We start from the raw sequence: 16,423 nt of genomic DNA, 5'->3' as shown, positions 1-16,423 counted from the left end.
CAGGCTCCCCAAAATCGGCCCGGCCGAAGTGTTCGCCCGGGGTCGTTCCTTCGATAAGTACGCATTATTTCAGGTTTGCATTGACCAGTGCATCAACACGTTGCTGGACCATCCTTCGGATCGCGGGAGGTGCAATGCGTCGGGCGAGGTAGTCTGCGGTGAACAGGGACGGCCCCATGAATTTCATCCGATGCTTGACCTTGTACCAGTAGTTCTGGCGATCGAGACGTTTCTGTTCGGCAGGGTCAACGTCGATGCGGGGGAGTCCGCTGCGGGGATAGCCTCGGGATTCCATGACGTCGCCCAGGAAGGACTCAACGAGCTGAACCTCATGCTCAGAGAGCTTTCGCTTCCACTGATAGGTGAGCTTCGGATCGGGAGCATCGTAGGTGGAATGCTCGGGATAACTGAGCATTGCGGCATCGTAGGGAATGCCGAGGAAGGAACAAAGCCGGGTCAGCTCCTCAGTCGGATTGGCCGTTAGTTCCTCGAATCGGATCTCCGTGAAGCGCTCGGGATCGATCTGGGATCGGAGAACGTCCCATTGATGTTCGGCCTTCTTCCAGACTTTTGACGCGTTCCAGACGTTGCCGGCCCATCCCATACCGATGACCGATCGGGCGACGTCTCGGGGGTCTCTGAGCAGGTGGATGTAGCGGGCGTTGGGCCAGAGCTTCGGAAGCCGGTGGTAATCGTAATGGATCGTCACGCCCACCACCTCGGGTGAGCCTGGCTTGCGTTCCAAGATCTGGGCGAGAAAGCTCCGGGCAAGGTCGGGATAGGCAAGCGAAGGGTCGAGTTCAAGGTTGTACTTGCGGAATTTTCGATCGAGTTCCAGGAAATTGCGGACCTTCTCATGATCCGGCCACTCGGCGTTCCGGTCATCGGAGAGGATCTGGACGATGAACTCGGCTTCGGAACCGTAGGCGATGAGGGGATGATGCTGGAGCATCAGGCGAAGCATCGTGCTCCCGCTGCGCTCGGAGCCGACCAGGAAGACCGGATGCTCGATCAAGGAGGATGTCATCGAAGTGTGTTTGAAAAGAGGGTCGGGAGTCGTTTTGAAAACTGTACTTCATCACCGTCATGGCAACAACGTTTGCCCTGCGGTCGGGGTCGCCGGGATCGGGTCGGAAGTCGCCCGAGATTGACGACTCCCAACCATGTGAGCGTTCCTCAAGACTCCTCACCGAGATAGGTCGCCAGCCACTGATGCACCTCGTTCCACCAGGTGACACGGTTGGCGGGCTTGGCGATCCAGTGGCCCTCGTCGGGGAAGAAGACGTAGCGGCTGGGCACTCCCTGACGTTGAAGGGCGGTGAACATCCCGAGCCCCTGGGCATCGGGAACACGGAAGTCGAGCGCGCCGTGGATGACCAGGGTGGGCGTCTTGAAGTGTTTGACGAAGTTGCTCGGTGAGTGAATCTGGTAGGCCTCGGGGTTCTCCCAGGGGGTACCGCCAAATTCCCACTCGGGGAACCAGAGTTCCTCGGTGGTGAAGTACATGCTTTGCAGGTCGAAGACGCCAGCGTGGGAGATGAGCGCCTTAAAGCGGTCAGAGTGGCCTGCGATCCAGTTGACCATGTAGCCGCCGTAGGAGCCTCCGGCGGCGGCGATGCGGTCGGGATCGAGGAAGTCGTAGGTTTCGAGGGCGAAATCGAGCCCCTTCATCAGGTCCTCGTAAACCCGGCCGCTCCAGTCGGTGCTAATCTGGTCGGTGAACGTTTGGCCGAAGCCGGTCGAGCCGCGGGGGTTGACCGCGACGACGGCATAGCCGGGGGCGGCAAAGAGGGCGAGGTTCCACCGGGAGTGCCAGCTATTGTGCCACGAGCCTTGCGGCCCGCCGTGGATCAGAAACAGGACGGGAGCCTTCTTGCCCTCCTCCAGCCCCGGAGGCCGGACGAGCCAGCCCTGGACCTCGTCGCCATCGGCCCCGGCGAAGGTGAAGGACTCGGCGGGGGGAAGGTCGAGGGACTCGATCAGGTCATCGTTGTGTGCCGTGAGTGGTCGGAAATTGTTGGGACCGGGGGGATCAACCCAGAGTTCGGTCGGCCGCGATGCGGACGACCGGGTGAAGACAATGGCTCCGTCGGAAGCGCGCTGGGCATCCCCGTACGAGCCTTCACCGGAGAGGATTGGTCGGGGGGCCATCCGGGCCAGTGCGGGGACCTCGTACACAACGCTGTCGCCGCCATCGTCGACGATCGCCAGCAAGGCGGGTCGGTCGCGTTCCCACGAGAAGGAGGAGACGGGGCGGTCGATCACGGCCGTCAACGGAATCGGCGCTCCGGTGCCGAGGTCGGCCACGGAGATGACGTTCAGGACCCACTGATCGGCCTCGAATCCGGATCTCGCCTGACTGACATAGGCAAACCACTTACCATCGGGGGAGAACGAGGGGTGAGCGTCGGCTCCCGGGTTGGCGGAGGTCAGGTTCGTCAGCGCGCCGCCCTCGACCAGGACGGTCCAGAGGTCGGAGTTGGTCGACCAGGGGCGGTTTTCGAGCGGCTCGGCGGTGAAGGCAAGCGTCTTGCCATCGGCCGAGAACGCGTAGTCGGTCGAGCCGCCGAAGGGGGCAGGGGGGACGTTGACGGGAAGGTCGGGGGTCAGGTCGCGGGCCTCTCCGGTTTGGGCGTTCACGACGAAGAGATGGCTACGCTTGCCCTCATCCCAGGACATCCAGTGACGAACCATGAGGTGATCGTAGGTCTGGGCGGAGGTCTTCGATTCCCCCTTCTCCTTGTCCTTCTTGGCGGTGTCCTCGGGAGAGAGGCCGGGGTAAACATGGGCGACGACCGCCAGGTGATCGCCGGTCGGGGACCAGATGGGGCCGTCGACGTCGATCGGCAGGTCGGTCAGTTGCCGGGCCTCGCCTCCGTCGAGGGGGAGGAGCCAGACCTGGCTCGAACCGCTTCGGGAGGAAACGAAGGCGATCGACTTGCCGTCGGGGCTCCATCGAGGGTGGGCGTTCGATCCCTTGGCGGTGGTCAGTTGCTTGGGTTCGCCACCGACCACGGGAACGAGCCAGAGGGAACTGTTGGATCGGCCTGCCTCGCGATCGACCTCGGAAACAACGTAGACGACCTTCGAACCGTCGGGGGAGACCTGGGGGTCGGAGACGCTCTTGATGGCGAGCAGGTCATCGACCGTCATCGGTCGACCGCCGGCGGCGGCAAGGAGGCGGCCGGTGAACGCAAGACAAACGAGGAGTAAGAGCGGGACGAGTCGGGTCATTGGGGGTCAATCCTCAATCGAGGTGCGCGGGCCGGTGCGCCTTCGGGTGCGCTGAATCGCCTTGATGGAAACTCAAGCGAGAGCATGACTTGGACCGAAGGTGCGTGTTCGTTTTGGGAATCGACGGTGTGGGATCAGGTGCGGGCGATGAGTCGTTTCCAGGTTCTGACGGGGTGCGCTTCGGGTGCGCCAGGAGATTCGGGCGGAAATGGTTTTCTTAACAGAGTTTGCGAGAATTGTCGCGGCTCGTTTCGGAACCTTTTCAACAGGATGTTCAGGGACGGGTCGAAAGGTGGCACGTGATCAGGCCTGGTGATCGAGCTGCGAGACCAGCCGAAAGCTTCGAGGCCGATCTCGCCATCCTGCGAGCCTTCCTCTGTAAGTATCGTGAGACCGAGCCTGGGCAGTCACTCGATCAAGAGATTGCTGTCCAGGGATCGTGCCACATCTCTCCGAAGGGACGGGGAACGCTCCGGGCGGATTGACAGGCAGATTACACGATTGGAGGGTTTGGCGCAAGCCCCCGGAGGTCGGGGCGGCCTGGCAATCGGGGGGATGATCTGGCAGGATGTCCGCGTCGATCGACCTAGAGCCCCTCGTCGGCGGCCGGCTTGTTCCTCTCTCCGAGCCCGCTTTTTGGAATCCCCGAGCGGGTGCGGGCTGCACCCGTTTCGAATCGTCGGCGCGGTCGGGGCTGATCCGATTCCACGGAGCAAGAACGCGATGAGCAGTGCGGCAGACGCGAGTGGAGCCTCGCGCCGGGGACTCCTCGGCTACCTGGCTCACCATCCGAAGGGGTTCTGGTTCATCTTCTGGGGAGAGCTGGCCGAGCGGAGCAGCTACTACGGCATGAGGGCCATCCTCTTGCTGTACATGTCGACCCAGCTCGGCCTGGGAGACCAGATGGCCAGCTTCGCGATGAGCCAGTTCATCGCCGCAGCGTATTTTCTGCCCCTGGTCGGGGGGTACATCGCTGACAACTATTTCGGCAAGTACTGGACGATTGTCGGATTTTCGATTCCTTATATTCTCGGCCATGTGATTCTTGGGGTCGAGAGCGTGCCGTTTCTCATCATCGCCTTGGCCTTGCTGGCGATGGGAAGCGGGGTGATCAAGCCAAACATCTCGACCTTGATGGGTTTGACCTACGATCAGAAACGTCCGGGAGAGGAACAACTGCGAAGCGACGCCTTCGCCATGTACTACGCGGCGATCAACATCGGATCGGCGATCTCGACCTTCATGCTGCCGTTTCTCCGAGATCAGTACGGCTATGCAATCGCCTTCCTGTTCCCGGCGGTCTTGATGGCCGTGGCGTTCGTCTTCTTCGCGGCGGGGAAGAAGCATTACGCGGTGGAGGTGATCGACCGGACGCCGCCAAGTCCGGAAGAGAAACTTCAGCGCCGGCAGGTGATTCGGCGGATTTTCGGCCTCTTTTTTGTCATCTGCTTCTTCTGGAGCATTTTCGATCAGCAGGCGAGCACCTGGACCTTCTTCGCGAGAGACCTGCTCGACCTGAGCCTCTTCGGTGTGACGCTCGCTCCCGACGCCGTGCAGGCGTTCAACCCGGTCTTCGTTTTGACGCTCTTACCGATCGTGACCCTCGGCTGGCGAGGGTTGGCCGCGTGGGGCTATCCGCTTCGGGCGACCGACAAGATGCTCGTTGGCTTTGTCTTCACGGCCCTGAGCATGGCGATGATGGCCGTTCCGGCGTGGATGGCGCACCAGACGGTCGATCGACTCTCGCAGGACGGGGCGCACTTCGTTCTCTTTGACGACGAGGCAACCCCCGAGGTGGCCGAGATCGCTGAGCGAGGGGGAGGATACTCGATTGTTCATACGGTCGCCGATGTGCAAGCGCTCGAGCTGGACGGCTCGCCGCAGGTGGTGTACGTGCCCCAGCTTCCGTTGTCTCCTGAAGGGATATATGCCAATTACATCTCCGACGGGTACGACTTCATCACGCTGAGCGACAAGGCCGATCTGGCCCTGAAGCTTCAGTTGAATCGGACCGAATCGCCGACGAACCGGGTCGCTCGGGTTCAGTCGGTGGAGGAGGTGGCGACCCTGGAGATCGAGCCGGGAGCCGAGCGGGTGGCGATGCTCGGCGCGGGGGATCTAGGAACGGGAGCCTCCGAGGCACTTGTCGGGGCGATTGAAGAGCGCTATCCGGGGATTGTTCGTCCCGGAGTTGGCGGGCCGGAGCTGGTTGAGGCGGTGACGAAGCGGTATCAAGGGGCGATCGAACTGCCCAAGCCGTCCGTGATCTGGCAGATTCTTGCCTATGTGATTGTGACGGTGGCGGAGTTATGCATCTCGGTTGTCGGCCTGGAGCTGGCCTTCACGGCCGCGCCGAAGTCGATGAAGGGGTTCATCACCGGCTGCTTCCTGCTGACGGTCTTCTTTGCCAATCAGCTGAACGCCGTGATTACGCCGCAGTACCCGAAGATGCCGGCGTATGTCTTCTTCATTCTGATGGCCGTGATGATGATTCCCGTGTCGATGGCCTTCCTCTTGATTGCTCGACGGTTCAACCGATCGGTCGAGCGGTTAAAGGCTGAGGAAGCCTCGCATCACGACTCGGAAGGAAACCCGCCCGAAGGGCCGATCGAGGGGCACGTTCCGCCGGGAGATTGAGCCGTCGATCGAGACGCTCGTTCCTTCGGAAGAAGTGTGGCGGAACGAGGTTTGGAGCCTCGGGTGGAGAGACCGGCCGAGGCTCCCAAGAAAATCAAGTGGGCCCAGGAACGATTGCTCAGGAGCCGTTCCCGCCGATCTCGACGGGGGCTTCGGTCTTCGTCTGGGATTCCACGTCCGTCTGCGAGTCGGGTTTCACTTCGGTGAGGCTCGTGATCGGCAAGGACTCGGCCAGCCAGCGCGAGACGAAGGGCTCGCAGGCAACCGGGCCAGGTTCTGGATAGAACAGCGGGCCCCGGATCAGCTCGACGTGATTGACCGGGATGACAACATGCTCGGTTGCCCCCTCAAGACGGGTTGAGGCGACGGCAACGGCTCCGTCTCCGGTTCCTTCGGTCAGCACGTCGAGCACGTCGGGCAAGTTTCGAAGCGCGAGTCCAGCAAGACCACCGAGGAAGCCGGCGCGGCGCTGAACCTGGCGGTAGCGGGCCTCGATCGTCTCTCGGACCTCTCGCGAGAGGAAGCCAACGTCCCCGGCCAGAATGTAATAGGGCACGCCTTCTCGGGGACGACTCCGGGCCAGTCGGGAGAGAAAGCGACTGCCGGGCGAGAGGTCCTTGGCAGCGGCGCTGATCTGCTCGCCGAGGACCATCAAGGTACGGCCTTCAGGGTCGATCGAGGCCCGAATGGCTTCCAGCACCTGAAGGATGTCCTGAGCGGGAGCCAGGGCCGACCCGGCATTGGGAGGGCCGATCAAGATCAAGGAAGCCACATCACTGTTGTAGTTTGGCCCCTCCACGTAACTTCGGGCGAGCAAGGCCCCCATCGAGTGACAAAGGATGCTCCAGGGCTGCGCGTCGTTGTGCTCGTTTCGAAACGATTTGAGGGACTCGATAAAGGCGGGGATCGTCTGAGAGAGTTCCTGGTTGTACGGATAGTCGTAAAGGACCACGCCGTAGCCCTGGCGTTCGAGCAACGGGGCAAGGTGGACGAACGAGCCGGAGGTGGAGTTGATGCCGTGGATGAGGCAAACCGTCGGGCGGGTTGGGTCGTTGGGTCGGTAGGAGGGGCGGGGGTTGAGCCCCTTGAGTCGGGGGCGAAACCGGCGGGCGGGAGCCTCAGCCTTCGGTGACTCGGCACGGGCGGGTTCGTCTGGGGACGCGACGACGATTGGGGGAGCCTCGGTCGAGGTCAGGGGGGACCATCCGGCGAGCAGGAAGACGAGCGTCGGCAGCATGGGATCTCCTCGATCCGGAAGTCCGTGAGGAAGGGGAGGGAACCGTTCCATCAGCCCCTGAAGATAAAGTAAACCGCGCCAACCAAACAGAACCCCGCCCAGAGGTAATTCCACCGAAGCGGCTCGCCGAGGTAGAGCATTGCAAACGGGACGAACACACTGAGCGTGATGACTTCCTGGAGAATCTTAAGCTGTCCGACATTCAAGACCTGATGCCCGATCCGGTTCGCGGGAACGTGGATCAGATACTCGAAGAAGGCAATGAGCCAACTGACCAGGGCGACGAGCAGCCAGGGCCGTTCTTTGAAGCCCTTAAGATGGCCATACCAGGCGATCGTCATGAACACGTTGCTCGCCATCAATCCCAGGATCAAGACAACGACCCGAGACATCTCCGGAACCCCCAGGGGAGCTTGCATCCGAAGCCAGAAGAATCGGCCCCGGTGGCCGGCACGCTCAGGTCAATCGTCAGACAAGCCAGTCTATCATAGGAGTCGCGACTCGTTTGGTGGAGATGAGGTGGCCGGCCTCGCCGAACGATGCACGACGCATCGGGCCGATCCTGCTCGGCCCGATGCGTCACAGATCAATGAATGATGGAGGACTTTCCGGCTGCGGCCTGCTCCATGAGGTCCTGAACCCGGGCAACCATGTCTTCGGGATCGACCAGGGTCCCTTCGATGGCCAGGGCATTGGACCAGAGTTGCAAGGCACAGAGATGGATGAACGCCTCGTTGGACGGGTTGTTCGAAAGCTCTGCCAGGCGAGCGATGAGCACGGCCTTGGGGTTCAGCTCCAGAACGCGACCAATAGGGGGAACGTCGCGGTTGGCCTGCTGAAGAATACGCTGCATCTGGGTGCTCAGGCCGCCCGAGGCGTTGACGAGGCAACATGGGCTGTCGGTCAGCCGCTTCGATTCGCGGACCTCGACGACGCGGTCGCCGAGGGCTGACCGGAACAGTTCCAGGACTCGTGAGAAGCCCGAGCCGGTTGATTCGGTCGGAGGAGTCTCGATCTCCGGACCAGGCAGGTTGAGATCGGCCGCGTCGATCGATTTCAGGTCCTTGCCCTCGAAGCGGCCGAGCGTGGCCATGACGAACTCGTCGATGGGGTCGGTCAGGAAGAGAACCTCGACCCCTCGGCGGCGGAAGATTTCGAGGTTCGGGCTCTTGCGGATCGAGGAAAGGTCGGGTCCGCCAAGGTAGTAAATCGAGGTCTGGTCACTTTGGGCTCGGGACACATAGTCGCCGAGCGAGGTCAACTCCTTGCCCTGTTCGTCTCGGGACGAGGCGAAGCGGAGCAGGGACGCGATTCGGTCGCGGTGCTCGAACTCGGAGACGACCCCTTCCTTAAGAATCGGGGCGAACTGGTCGTGGAAAGCGCGGAAGGTCTCGGGGTCGTCCTCAGCGAGCTTGGCAAGGCGATCGAGGACCGCCTTAACCAGGACCCCCCGGATGCGACGGATGACGGTGTTGTCCTGGAGCGTCTCGCGAGAGACGTTCAACGGTAAATCCTCGCTGTCGACCAGGCCGTAGAGGAAGCGGAAGGAGTCGGGCAGGAGATCGCGGCAATCGTTCTGGACCAGGACTCGGCGGGCGAGCAGGTTGATGCCGTGCTCGGTGCGGCCGAGGCCGAGGCGTTCGAGGTTCGATCGGGGGCAGTAGAGTAAGGCGCGGAACTGGATTGGAGAATCGACCGCGATGTGCAGGTGCCAGAGGGGCGACTCGTCCCCTCGGTGGGCGAGGTGCTGATAGAACTGGGCGTGCTGCTCGTCGATGACCTGCCCTTTCGGCTCGACCCAGATGGGCCGGACGTCGTTGACCACCTCGCCGCCGACCTTGATCGGGTGGGGGATGAAGCGGGAATAGGTGCGAACGATCTGGGTGATGCGGTCGTCTCGCGTCAGGTCGCGGACGTCGTTCTTGAGGTGGAGGATGATCTCGGTGCCGCGGTCGTCCTTGGCGATGGGGCGGATCTCGAACTGGCCGGAGCCGTCGGAGCGCCACTCCCAACCCTGGTCGTCTCGGTAGCTTCGGGAACGAACAGTCACGTGCTCGGCGAGCATGAAGGCGGAGTAAAACCCGACGCCGAACTGACCGATGAGCGAAATGTCGGCCTTGGCCTCGCCAAGCTTGCGAAGGAATTCGAGCGACCCGCTGCGGGCGATCGTGCCGAGGTTCTCGACCAGCTCGTCGCGGGTCATGCCGATGCCGTTGTCGCGGACGATGAGGTCGCGGGAGTCGGGGAAGCCTTCGAGGGTGATGGCGAGGTTCTCGGCAGCCTCGCGGTGCGCCTCATCGGTCAATGAAACGTAGCGCATCTTGTCGAGGGCATCGGAGGCATTTGAGATCAACTCTCGGAGCGCGATCTCTCGGCTCTGATAGAGGGAGTGGGCCAGAAGGTGAAGGAGCTGAGTAATTTCGGCCCGGAAGGTGAACTGCTCGGGCTCTCGGGTGGCCGTCGACATGGATCGAGACTCTCCTTGAGAACGACATGATGGATCGTCATCAGGACGTGCAGGTCAATCAACAAGGAGCCTGCGTTCGCCTGGACCGAGACGCAGCCAGCGTGCCACTTGAGGAGGAATTGCCGGAACTCCTGAAATGATCGAGAGTAACGCAAGAATCGTTTGGCCGTGGGGGCCTCGCCTGGTCGTGTCCAATCCTGCCAGAATGGCAGCCAAAGCGCGGCCGGTCTCTGTCACCGTGACTTCGCCTTGAATAGGATAGGAAGATCGGAACCGGTGGTGTTCGGAATCGTCAGTGGAGCGTCGAGGAAGGGGCGAGCGCGATGTCAGACCAACACGGACAGGGAGACCGCAGGCAAGGCCCCGGATCGCCTCAGGGGGGGCGGCGGGGGATGATTGGGATCAGCCGGATTCACGATTCGGAGGATTATGAGCTGGTTCACCCGCGCTGCGTCTTGCAGCGGCGGTCCGATTACGAGGAAGGCTTGACGCTTTGGAAGGAGGGGGACCCGGAAGGGGCTCGCGATGCCCTTCGCTTCGCGCTGGAAGGGTGCGGAGACAATCTCTGGGTCCATGTGGCCCTGGGGCGGATCGCTTTGGAATGGGACGAGGATTTCTCGCTCGCCCGAGGGCACTTCGGGTACGCCTTCGAACTGGTCGAGCGGGCCTTGCCCCGATCGTTCGCCGGACGCTTGCCGCGGAAGATCCCGGGGAACACGCCATTTTTTGAGGCGGCGGAAGGACTTGCGGCCTGTTATGAGGGGCTCGGGAAGAAGGGGGAGGCGATGCGGATCCGCACTCAGGCAGAACGGCTGGGACGGTCGTAATCGTGACGTCGTCTGCATGATTCCCGATCATTTTCCCGGGTTAATTCTTGACACGGAGATGGCGGAGGAGTCTACTGCGCCCTCACATCAGTGGTGCGCCATTCCTTCACGTGCGCAATCGCTCAAGGTTCAGCGTCTTGACTCCTGGACGGACACCGAGCGGGACCCATCTCCATGAACCTCTTCATTCCCCCCCCCCCAATCTTCGGGCCGTCGGCGGCGCGTGGCTCGACCGCTGATCGAGGCCCTCGATGCGATCTGCCCGGTCTCGGTCTTCCTGCTGCCGATGCCGATCTCTCCGTCGGCTCCGGGCATGCTCGCGGAGGTCACCGGGCCGGGACCATCCCTCTCGGATGATGGGGAGGAGGTGGAGGGGCGTTCGCGACCCGTGCAAGGACGCGGAAGCGTCTCGCTCGCCATGCCGATCGAGTCCGAGTCGGCCGAATTGTCCCGACGACGCGGATCGGTGATTCAGGATCGCGCCGCGATTTCTCGAAGATCCCTCACCTCGGAACTGACTCGACCGCTCGTCCAGACGTCGATCGAGCCGACGATCCCGTCGGTCCTCATCGTGTCTCCCTCGGGAGTCGATCACGACGCTTCCTCGTTCGAGTCCTTCGCAATCCCCGCCACGCACGTCGCGGTACCGCAGGCCTCGGGGACGGTCTCCGCGGAGCCTGCTCCGACGACCGCCAGCACGCCCTCGGCGCCAGGCATGCCGCACTCGTCGGCACCCGTGGCCCTGGCGGACGACGACGGGATTCGGCCGATGACGCTGCCGCCGTCCGCAGCCGACGGGGATGGTCTCGACGCAATGGTTTCCGCACGCAGCGGAGGCAGTGGTGGGGATGGGGGTAGTAGTGGCGGGGGCAGTGGAGGGAGCGGGGGTAGTGGGGGCAGCCCTCCTTACCCTGAAGTCTGGGCTTCGGGAGGCGGCCTGAGTGGTCCTAATGGGGATCCACCGAATTACGATCACATGGGGAATGTTCCGGTAGGTTCAGTCGTGTATTTCTGGGTTGAGTCACCGGATCCCCTCAATTGGCAGATTGCGACGATCGATTGGTCGGGAGGGACGCCTTATGCATCCTATCTCTCCGCTGATGCGAGCCAGGCCCCGCCCGCATCGATGTCGGTCTCGACTCACGCCAACACGACAGGCCAGTCATATTACTTTATTGTAGATTCGAATCCACGCACATACACAGTATCTGTGAGTGTGACGTATGTGCAAGCTCTGGGAACTTCCGTCCAGGTTCAAGCCTCATTTGACTCGATAAAACCTTCGGCAAGCTTAAGTGTTTATGATCAAGGAACTGTGAAAATCGAGCCCTCTTATCCACCACCAAACGGCGGTGCGGCTTTGATTCAGTACGACAACTGGGACAATCATGGTCCTGGCTCGACACATTTTCCAGCCAACGCAGGCATGAGGATCCAGGCGACCACGACGACTTATGAATTCGGTGGTTCGTTCATGTTTTTGCAAACGATCCAGCCACAACGGAGTCTGACTGTCAATTTCGGAGGGGGGAATCAAGATTATGTCTGGTCAGATGGAGTAGGTGGAACTGCCCTAGACTCTTACCCGAATACCCAGATTTCGTACATCACGGATAGCACGTCGGCGACGCCCATCGCCGCTCAATGGGACATGGTAGCGTGGGCTGGGCCGAAACAGAATCGGATGGGTGATACTCCCTGGACTGGTCACTCGAACGCAGACGCTGTTGTCTCGATGCAAGTCGGAATCGTCCCGCCGGGTGTTCCAACCAATCTGATCTTCGAGACGTTTCAGACTTACTTAATGTATCGGCCACAAGACGGAGTCTGGGTTGCCCTGGCTCAACTGGACTGGAAGTGGTCGGGGGGGATGATCCGCGACACGAACGGCGATCTCATCTCGGACCAGAACAACCCGCCGAGAGGGCCAGCGGCGACGCTGCGCACACCACCGCCGATCGGGCCGAGCTGGGATGGCTTGGGCGCGAACTATCGGTTTGAACCGGTTGCCCCGTGAGAACCAAGGAGTGAGACCGATGAAGAGGCGAACCTGGTTGCAAGCGACTCTGGCGGGGGTCGCGGCCCGGAGCATCGCGTCATGGGCGTTCGGGCAGGGTCAAGGCGTGGATCGACGCGTGCCTCGACCGGTGGGAGAGGATGGGCCGAACGAATTGGCGATGCGGCGGATTACGCCCCGCGCGGCGATCGGGGGCGGCCCGCTCATGCGGATGCACGCCGTCTCGATGAGCCCTGACGGTTCCATCATCGCGGCGGCCGTGTTCGAGGAGAACGTCTTCAAAACCTGGGATGCGGACGGGCGTGAGCTTCTGAATTTCTCGGAGCACTCCGGCCCCATCCAGGCCCTCGCCTTCGGGGCCGACGGCCGGCGAATCCTGTCGGCCTCGCCCTCGGGTTCCACCGAGTTCCGAGGGCGAAGTCCGTTCGTCAGCGATGTCCGTTATGAGAATTCTCTTGTCAAGTCGTGGGAGGCGTCCACGAGCCGCTGGCAGCGGGATTACACCGGGACGAACGGGAACGTTCTTGGCCTCGCCCTGGCGGGAGACGCGACGGTGGTGGCGCTCGACGATTCCTCGACCCTTCATGCCTGGTCGCTCCTCGACGGGGAGAAGGTTTTCGAGGTGAAGGGGTCGGAGGCGAGCAGCCGGGTCGGCTGGCAGCCCTCGATCCAATCGCGGTTCGGCGCGAGTCGCGACGGGCGTCGCGCGGTCTCGCTCGATCCGATCGTGGACCCTGGTCAGGTCGAACACCCCGAGCGTACCATCAGCCTCTGGGACGCCGACGCGGGGAGTCATCGGATGCTCGACGTCGGCATCGGAGCAATCTGGTCGGTCGCGATCAGCCCCGATGGCGCCTCGGTAGCCGCGGGCGGTCGCGACAATCATATTAAGGTTATCGAATTCGACTCGCATCGAAGGGTCTTTGATGTCATTGTGGGGGATTTTCGAGAAGGTCCCCGGTTCCTCGCCTTCAACCCCGGGGGATCCATGCTCGTCTCCGGCGATCGGGACGGCGTCATCCGACTTTGGGAGACTCGAGAGGGCCGTCATCGGCAGGCGGCCTGGGGTCCGGCAGGATACGTGCGTGACATTTCGTTCTTACCGGATCGCTTGAGGATCGTCTCGGGCGGTTTCGCCGAGACCGGTTTCGAGCGGAATCCGGGGGGTGGCGGCTCCATGACGTTCGAGCCGCTGACGATATGGGACGTCCCGTATCTCCGGTGGCGGTAAACCTCGGAGACTTTCCTTCGATTCGCCGCATCCTCTTCGCCTCGCACCACTGCTACCTCGACGACTCCAACGGCGCGGCCGTCGCGAGCCGGGAGATGATGCAGGCGCTGGCGAGGCGGGGGTTCGGGGTCGAGGTGCTGAGCGGGTCGATGCTCGACCTCGATGAGGACTACGACCCGAGGGCCTGGGTCGCCGGGCGGTTCGCGGGGTGGGAGCAGGGGGATGACCGGGCGTGGACCCTCGACGCTCGTGGGGTCCAGGGCGAGACCCCGGATTCCCTCAAGCTGGACGTCCGGGGCGTCCCGGTCACGGTCCACCTGCACGCGACGACGAGGCCACACAACCCGCACCAGGAAGAGGGGCGGGAGTTCCTCCGGCTCTTCGAGGAGGTCCGGCGTCGCTTCCGGCCCGACGTGGTCGTCGGCTACGGGGGCAGTCGGCTGGCCGGGGAGGTCTTCCGGAGGGCGAGGGCCTCGGGGATCGCGACCGTCTTCATGCTGCACAACCTCCACTACGGGGATCGCCGGCCGTTCGCCGACGTCGACCACGTCTGCGTCCCTTCCCGATTCGCTGCCGGGTATTATGGCAAGGCTCTGGGGCTGCGGTGTCGCGTGCTCCCGAACCTGGTCGATCGCGATCGGGTCGAGGCGGGGGAGGTCGTGCCCCGCTTCACGACCTTCGTGAATCCGTCGTTCGAGAAGGGGGTCCTGGCGTTCGCCAGGATGGCCGAGGGACTGGGGGAGAGGCGGCCGGAGATCCCGCTGCTCGTCGTCGAGGCCCGGGGGACTGAGCGGACGCTCGCCTCCTGCGGGCTGGATTTGCGCGTCCACGGCAACGTCTTCCTGATGGCCCACACGGCCGATCCCCGGCGGTTCTGGGGGAAGACCCGCGTCTGCCTGATGCCGTCGCTCTGGTGGGAGAATCAGCCGCTGGTGGCCGTCGAGGCCATGATCAACGGCATCCCGGTGATCGGCTCGGATCGGGGGGGGATCCCGGAGACGCTCGGCGACGCCGGCATCGTCCTGCCGCTGCCCGATCGCCAGACGCCGAGCACGCGGACGCTGCCGACGGCCGAGGAGGTCGCGCCGTGGGTCGAGGCGATCATACGGCTCTGGGATGACCCCGGCTTCTTCGAGGAGCACCGCCGCCGGGCTCGCGAAGAGGCACGCCGCTGGGATGCTGAGGTGTTGGAGGCGGGGTACAGTCGGTTTTTCTCGGAGATTCGGCCCGGTTCCTCGCAGGCTCCTTCGAGGGCCTGGGATTCGTCCGGATTGGAGTTCCTGCTCCCCTGAGCAAGTTCGACCGGCCCCCGGATCGTTTGTCCCGGAGGTTCGGGACGGGGTGCGCGTGATGGCTCGCCAGGAAGGGCTGGTGACGACGGAAGGGAAGCCTGGCATTGAGGATCCGGATCGTGCGCGGGCAGGTTTGAGGAGGATCGAACTGATTCGGAGGTGGTGCGAAGGGGGGTTCGCGGGCAACGGGGGTGAGAGGGGTCGGCTCAAGGAAAATCCACCGTTTTGAAAAAAATGCCGTCGCCAGTCGGATCGGTTTTCCGAGATTGTACTTTTTCTATATTGCGGGGTTTCCGGGATCGTTATAGAACGACCGCCGAACGAGACGGGACCGCGAGGCGAGACGAAACGCCCGGTCCGGTGATCGGGACCGATCGGCTGGCGTGTGAGCGAGCTTTCGCGACGCATCCGGCGATCGACCTTGAATCACCAGACGGGATCGACCCGAACCCTCGGGTCGGTCTTCGGCGCGACGTTCCCGAACCTTATTGACGATTGGGGTGGCTCCTCTGGGGCTCATCGCGACGACAACCAGGGTACGCCTCCATGGTTATCCGTCCCCTTGCCGAGGGCGTGGAAGTGCTCGCTCCGGCAAAGCTGAATCTCTTCCTTGAGGTGTTGGGCAAACGGCCCGACGGCTTCCACGAACTCGAGACGTTGATGGTCGCCATCGATCTTCATGACCGCCTGACCCTCGCCGCCGACGACTCGGGGCAGATCGTCCTGACGTGCGACGACCCGAGCCTGCCGACCGGCAAGGACAACCTGGTGGTGAAGGCGGCCGAGACACTTCGAGCGGAGGCCGGATCAGACGCCACAGAACAGCTCGGCGCCCGGATCTCCCTGGAGAAAACCATTCCGGCCCAGGCCGGTCTGGGAGGGGGATCGAGCGATGCCGCGGCGGCCCTGGTGGCGCTGGATCACCTCTGGAACCTTCACACCCCGGCCGACCGGCTCCGCAAGCTGGCCGGTCAGATTGGCAGCGATGTTCCATTCTTTCTGGACGCCCCCGTGGCCATCTGCCGAGGCCGGGGCGAGCGCGTGGAGCCTTTGAAACTCAACCCGGACACGATTGCTGGGTTCCATGCCATCCTGGTCTGCCCGCCCGTGGGTGTTCGCACTGCGGACGCCTTCGCCGGGCTGACCCCGCCGGATCGGCCCGAGCCGATCGAGCCGGTGATCGACGCTTTGCGGAGCGGCGACTCGGAGCGATTGGGCAGGCGCCTGTTTAACCGGCTGCAACCCGTGGCCGAACGGATTCAACCGGCGTTGAGCCGGGTCCGAGCGGCCCTGAACGACCTCGGCTCGTCTGTCTTGGACGGGCACTTGATGAGCGGCAGCGGCTCGGCCTACTTCGGCCTCGCTCGCAACCGCGAGGCGGCAGAGCTCGCCGCCAGCCGGCTCGGCGACCTCGGGATCGGGATGGTCCGGGTTGTCCGATGCGGTCCCTGAGCCAGACATTCACCCCGCGTAAAGGAGTA

The 16,423-nt window shown here is 63.0% G+C and carries 12 protein-coding genes; 6 read left to right on the top strand and 6 right to left on the bottom strand.

Features of this window, described 5'->3' with window-relative positions; genetic code table 11:
* Positions 1-64: 64 nt before the first annotated feature.
* Positions 65-1,027 (bottom strand): sulfotransferase family protein, encoded by a 963-nt coding sequence (locus HG800_RS02500; protein ID WP_169973305.1) that lies wholly within the window; start codon positions 1,025-1,027, stop codon positions 65-67.
* Between the two features lie 149 nt (positions 1,028-1,176).
* Positions 1,177-3,234 carry a S9 family peptidase gene (locus HG800_RS02495; RefSeq protein WP_169973303.1) on the bottom strand — a complete coding sequence of 686 codons (2,058 nt, stop codon included), beginning with the start codon at positions 3,232-3,234 and terminating at the stop codon, positions 1,177-1,179.
* A 723-nt stretch (positions 3,235-3,957) separates the two neighbouring features.
* On the opposite strand from HG800_RS02495, the gene HG800_RS02490 reads away from it, so the two are divergent.
* Complete coding sequence (locus HG800_RS02490) at positions 3,958-5,871, top strand: POT-type proton-dependent oligopeptide transporter (RefSeq protein WP_169973301.1); 1,914 nt, start codon at positions 3,958-3,960, stop codon at positions 5,869-5,871.
* 118 nt (positions 5,872-5,989) lie between these two features.
* On the opposite strand, the gene HG800_RS02485 is transcribed toward HG800_RS02490, so the two are convergent.
* The 3 genes from HG800_RS02485 to htpG all read right to left on the bottom strand — a co-directional run bounded on the left by HG800_RS02485 (position 5,990) and on the right by htpG (position 9,575).
* Positions 5,990-7,108, bottom strand: a complete 1,119-nt coding sequence (locus HG800_RS02485; protein WP_169973298.1) for an esterase/lipase family protein — start codon at positions 7,106-7,108, stop codon at positions 5,990-5,992.
* Between the two features lie 50 nt (positions 7,109-7,158).
* Positions 7,159-7,500 (bottom strand): DMT family protein, encoded by a 342-nt coding sequence (locus tag HG800_RS02480; protein ID WP_169973296.1) that lies wholly within the window; start codon positions 7,498-7,500, stop codon positions 7,159-7,161.
* A 194-nt stretch (positions 7,501-7,694) separates the two neighbouring features.
* On the bottom strand, positions 7,695-9,575 hold the full coding sequence (gene htpG / locus HG800_RS02475; RefSeq protein WP_169973294.1) for a molecular chaperone HtpG: 1,881 nt from the start codon (positions 9,573-9,575) through the stop codon (positions 7,695-7,697).
* Between the two features lie 323 nt (positions 9,576-9,898).
* On the opposite strand from htpG, the gene HG800_RS02470 reads away from it, so the two are divergent.
* On the top strand, positions 9,899-10,402 hold the full coding sequence (locus HG800_RS02470; protein ID WP_169973293.1) for a tetratricopeptide repeat protein: 504 nt from the start codon (positions 9,899-9,901) through the stop codon (positions 10,400-10,402).
* 591 nt (positions 10,403-10,993) lie between these two features.
* Here HG800_RS02470 and HG800_RS27880 read toward each other — a convergent pair.
* Positions 10,994-11,119, bottom strand: a complete 126-nt coding sequence (locus tag HG800_RS27880) for a hypothetical protein (RefSeq protein ID WP_261345872.1) — start codon at positions 11,117-11,119, stop codon at positions 10,994-10,996.
* A 259-nt stretch (positions 11,120-11,378) separates the two neighbouring features.
* Here HG800_RS27880 and HG800_RS02465 point away from each other — a divergent pair, with 259 nt between their 5' ends.
* The 4 genes from HG800_RS02465 to ispE all read left to right on the top strand — a co-directional run bounded on the left by HG800_RS02465 (position 11,379) and on the right by ispE (position 16,394).
* Entirely contained in the window at positions 11,379-12,419 is a 1,041-nt protein-coding gene (locus tag HG800_RS02465) for a hypothetical protein (protein ID WP_169973291.1), read from the top strand.
* Between the two features lie 19 nt (positions 12,420-12,438).
* Complete coding sequence (locus HG800_RS02460) at positions 12,439-13,650, top strand: WD40 repeat domain-containing protein (protein WP_169973289.1); 1,212 nt, start codon at positions 12,439-12,441, stop codon at positions 13,648-13,650.
* On the top strand, positions 13,620-14,942 hold the full coding sequence (locus tag HG800_RS02455; RefSeq protein WP_169973287.1) for a glycosyltransferase: 1,323 nt from the start codon (positions 13,620-13,622) through the stop codon (positions 14,940-14,942). The genes HG800_RS02460 and HG800_RS02455 overlap by 31 nt, the downstream gene beginning before the upstream one ends.
* Before the next feature lie 546 nt (positions 14,943-15,488).
* Positions 15,489-16,394, top strand: a complete 906-nt coding sequence (ispE, locus tag HG800_RS02450) for a 4-(cytidine 5'-diphospho)-2-C-methyl-D-erythritol kinase (protein WP_169973284.1) — start codon at positions 15,489-15,491, stop codon at positions 16,392-16,394.
* Positions 16,395-16,423 lie beyond the last annotated feature (29 nt).

The sequence above is a fragment of the Tautonia rosea genome (genome assembly GCF_012958305.1).
Taxonomy (GTDB): Bacteria; Planctomycetota; Planctomycetia; order Isosphaerales; family Isosphaeraceae; genus Tautonia; species Tautonia rosea.
This window is presented reverse-complemented; position numbering and strand designations above follow the sequence as displayed.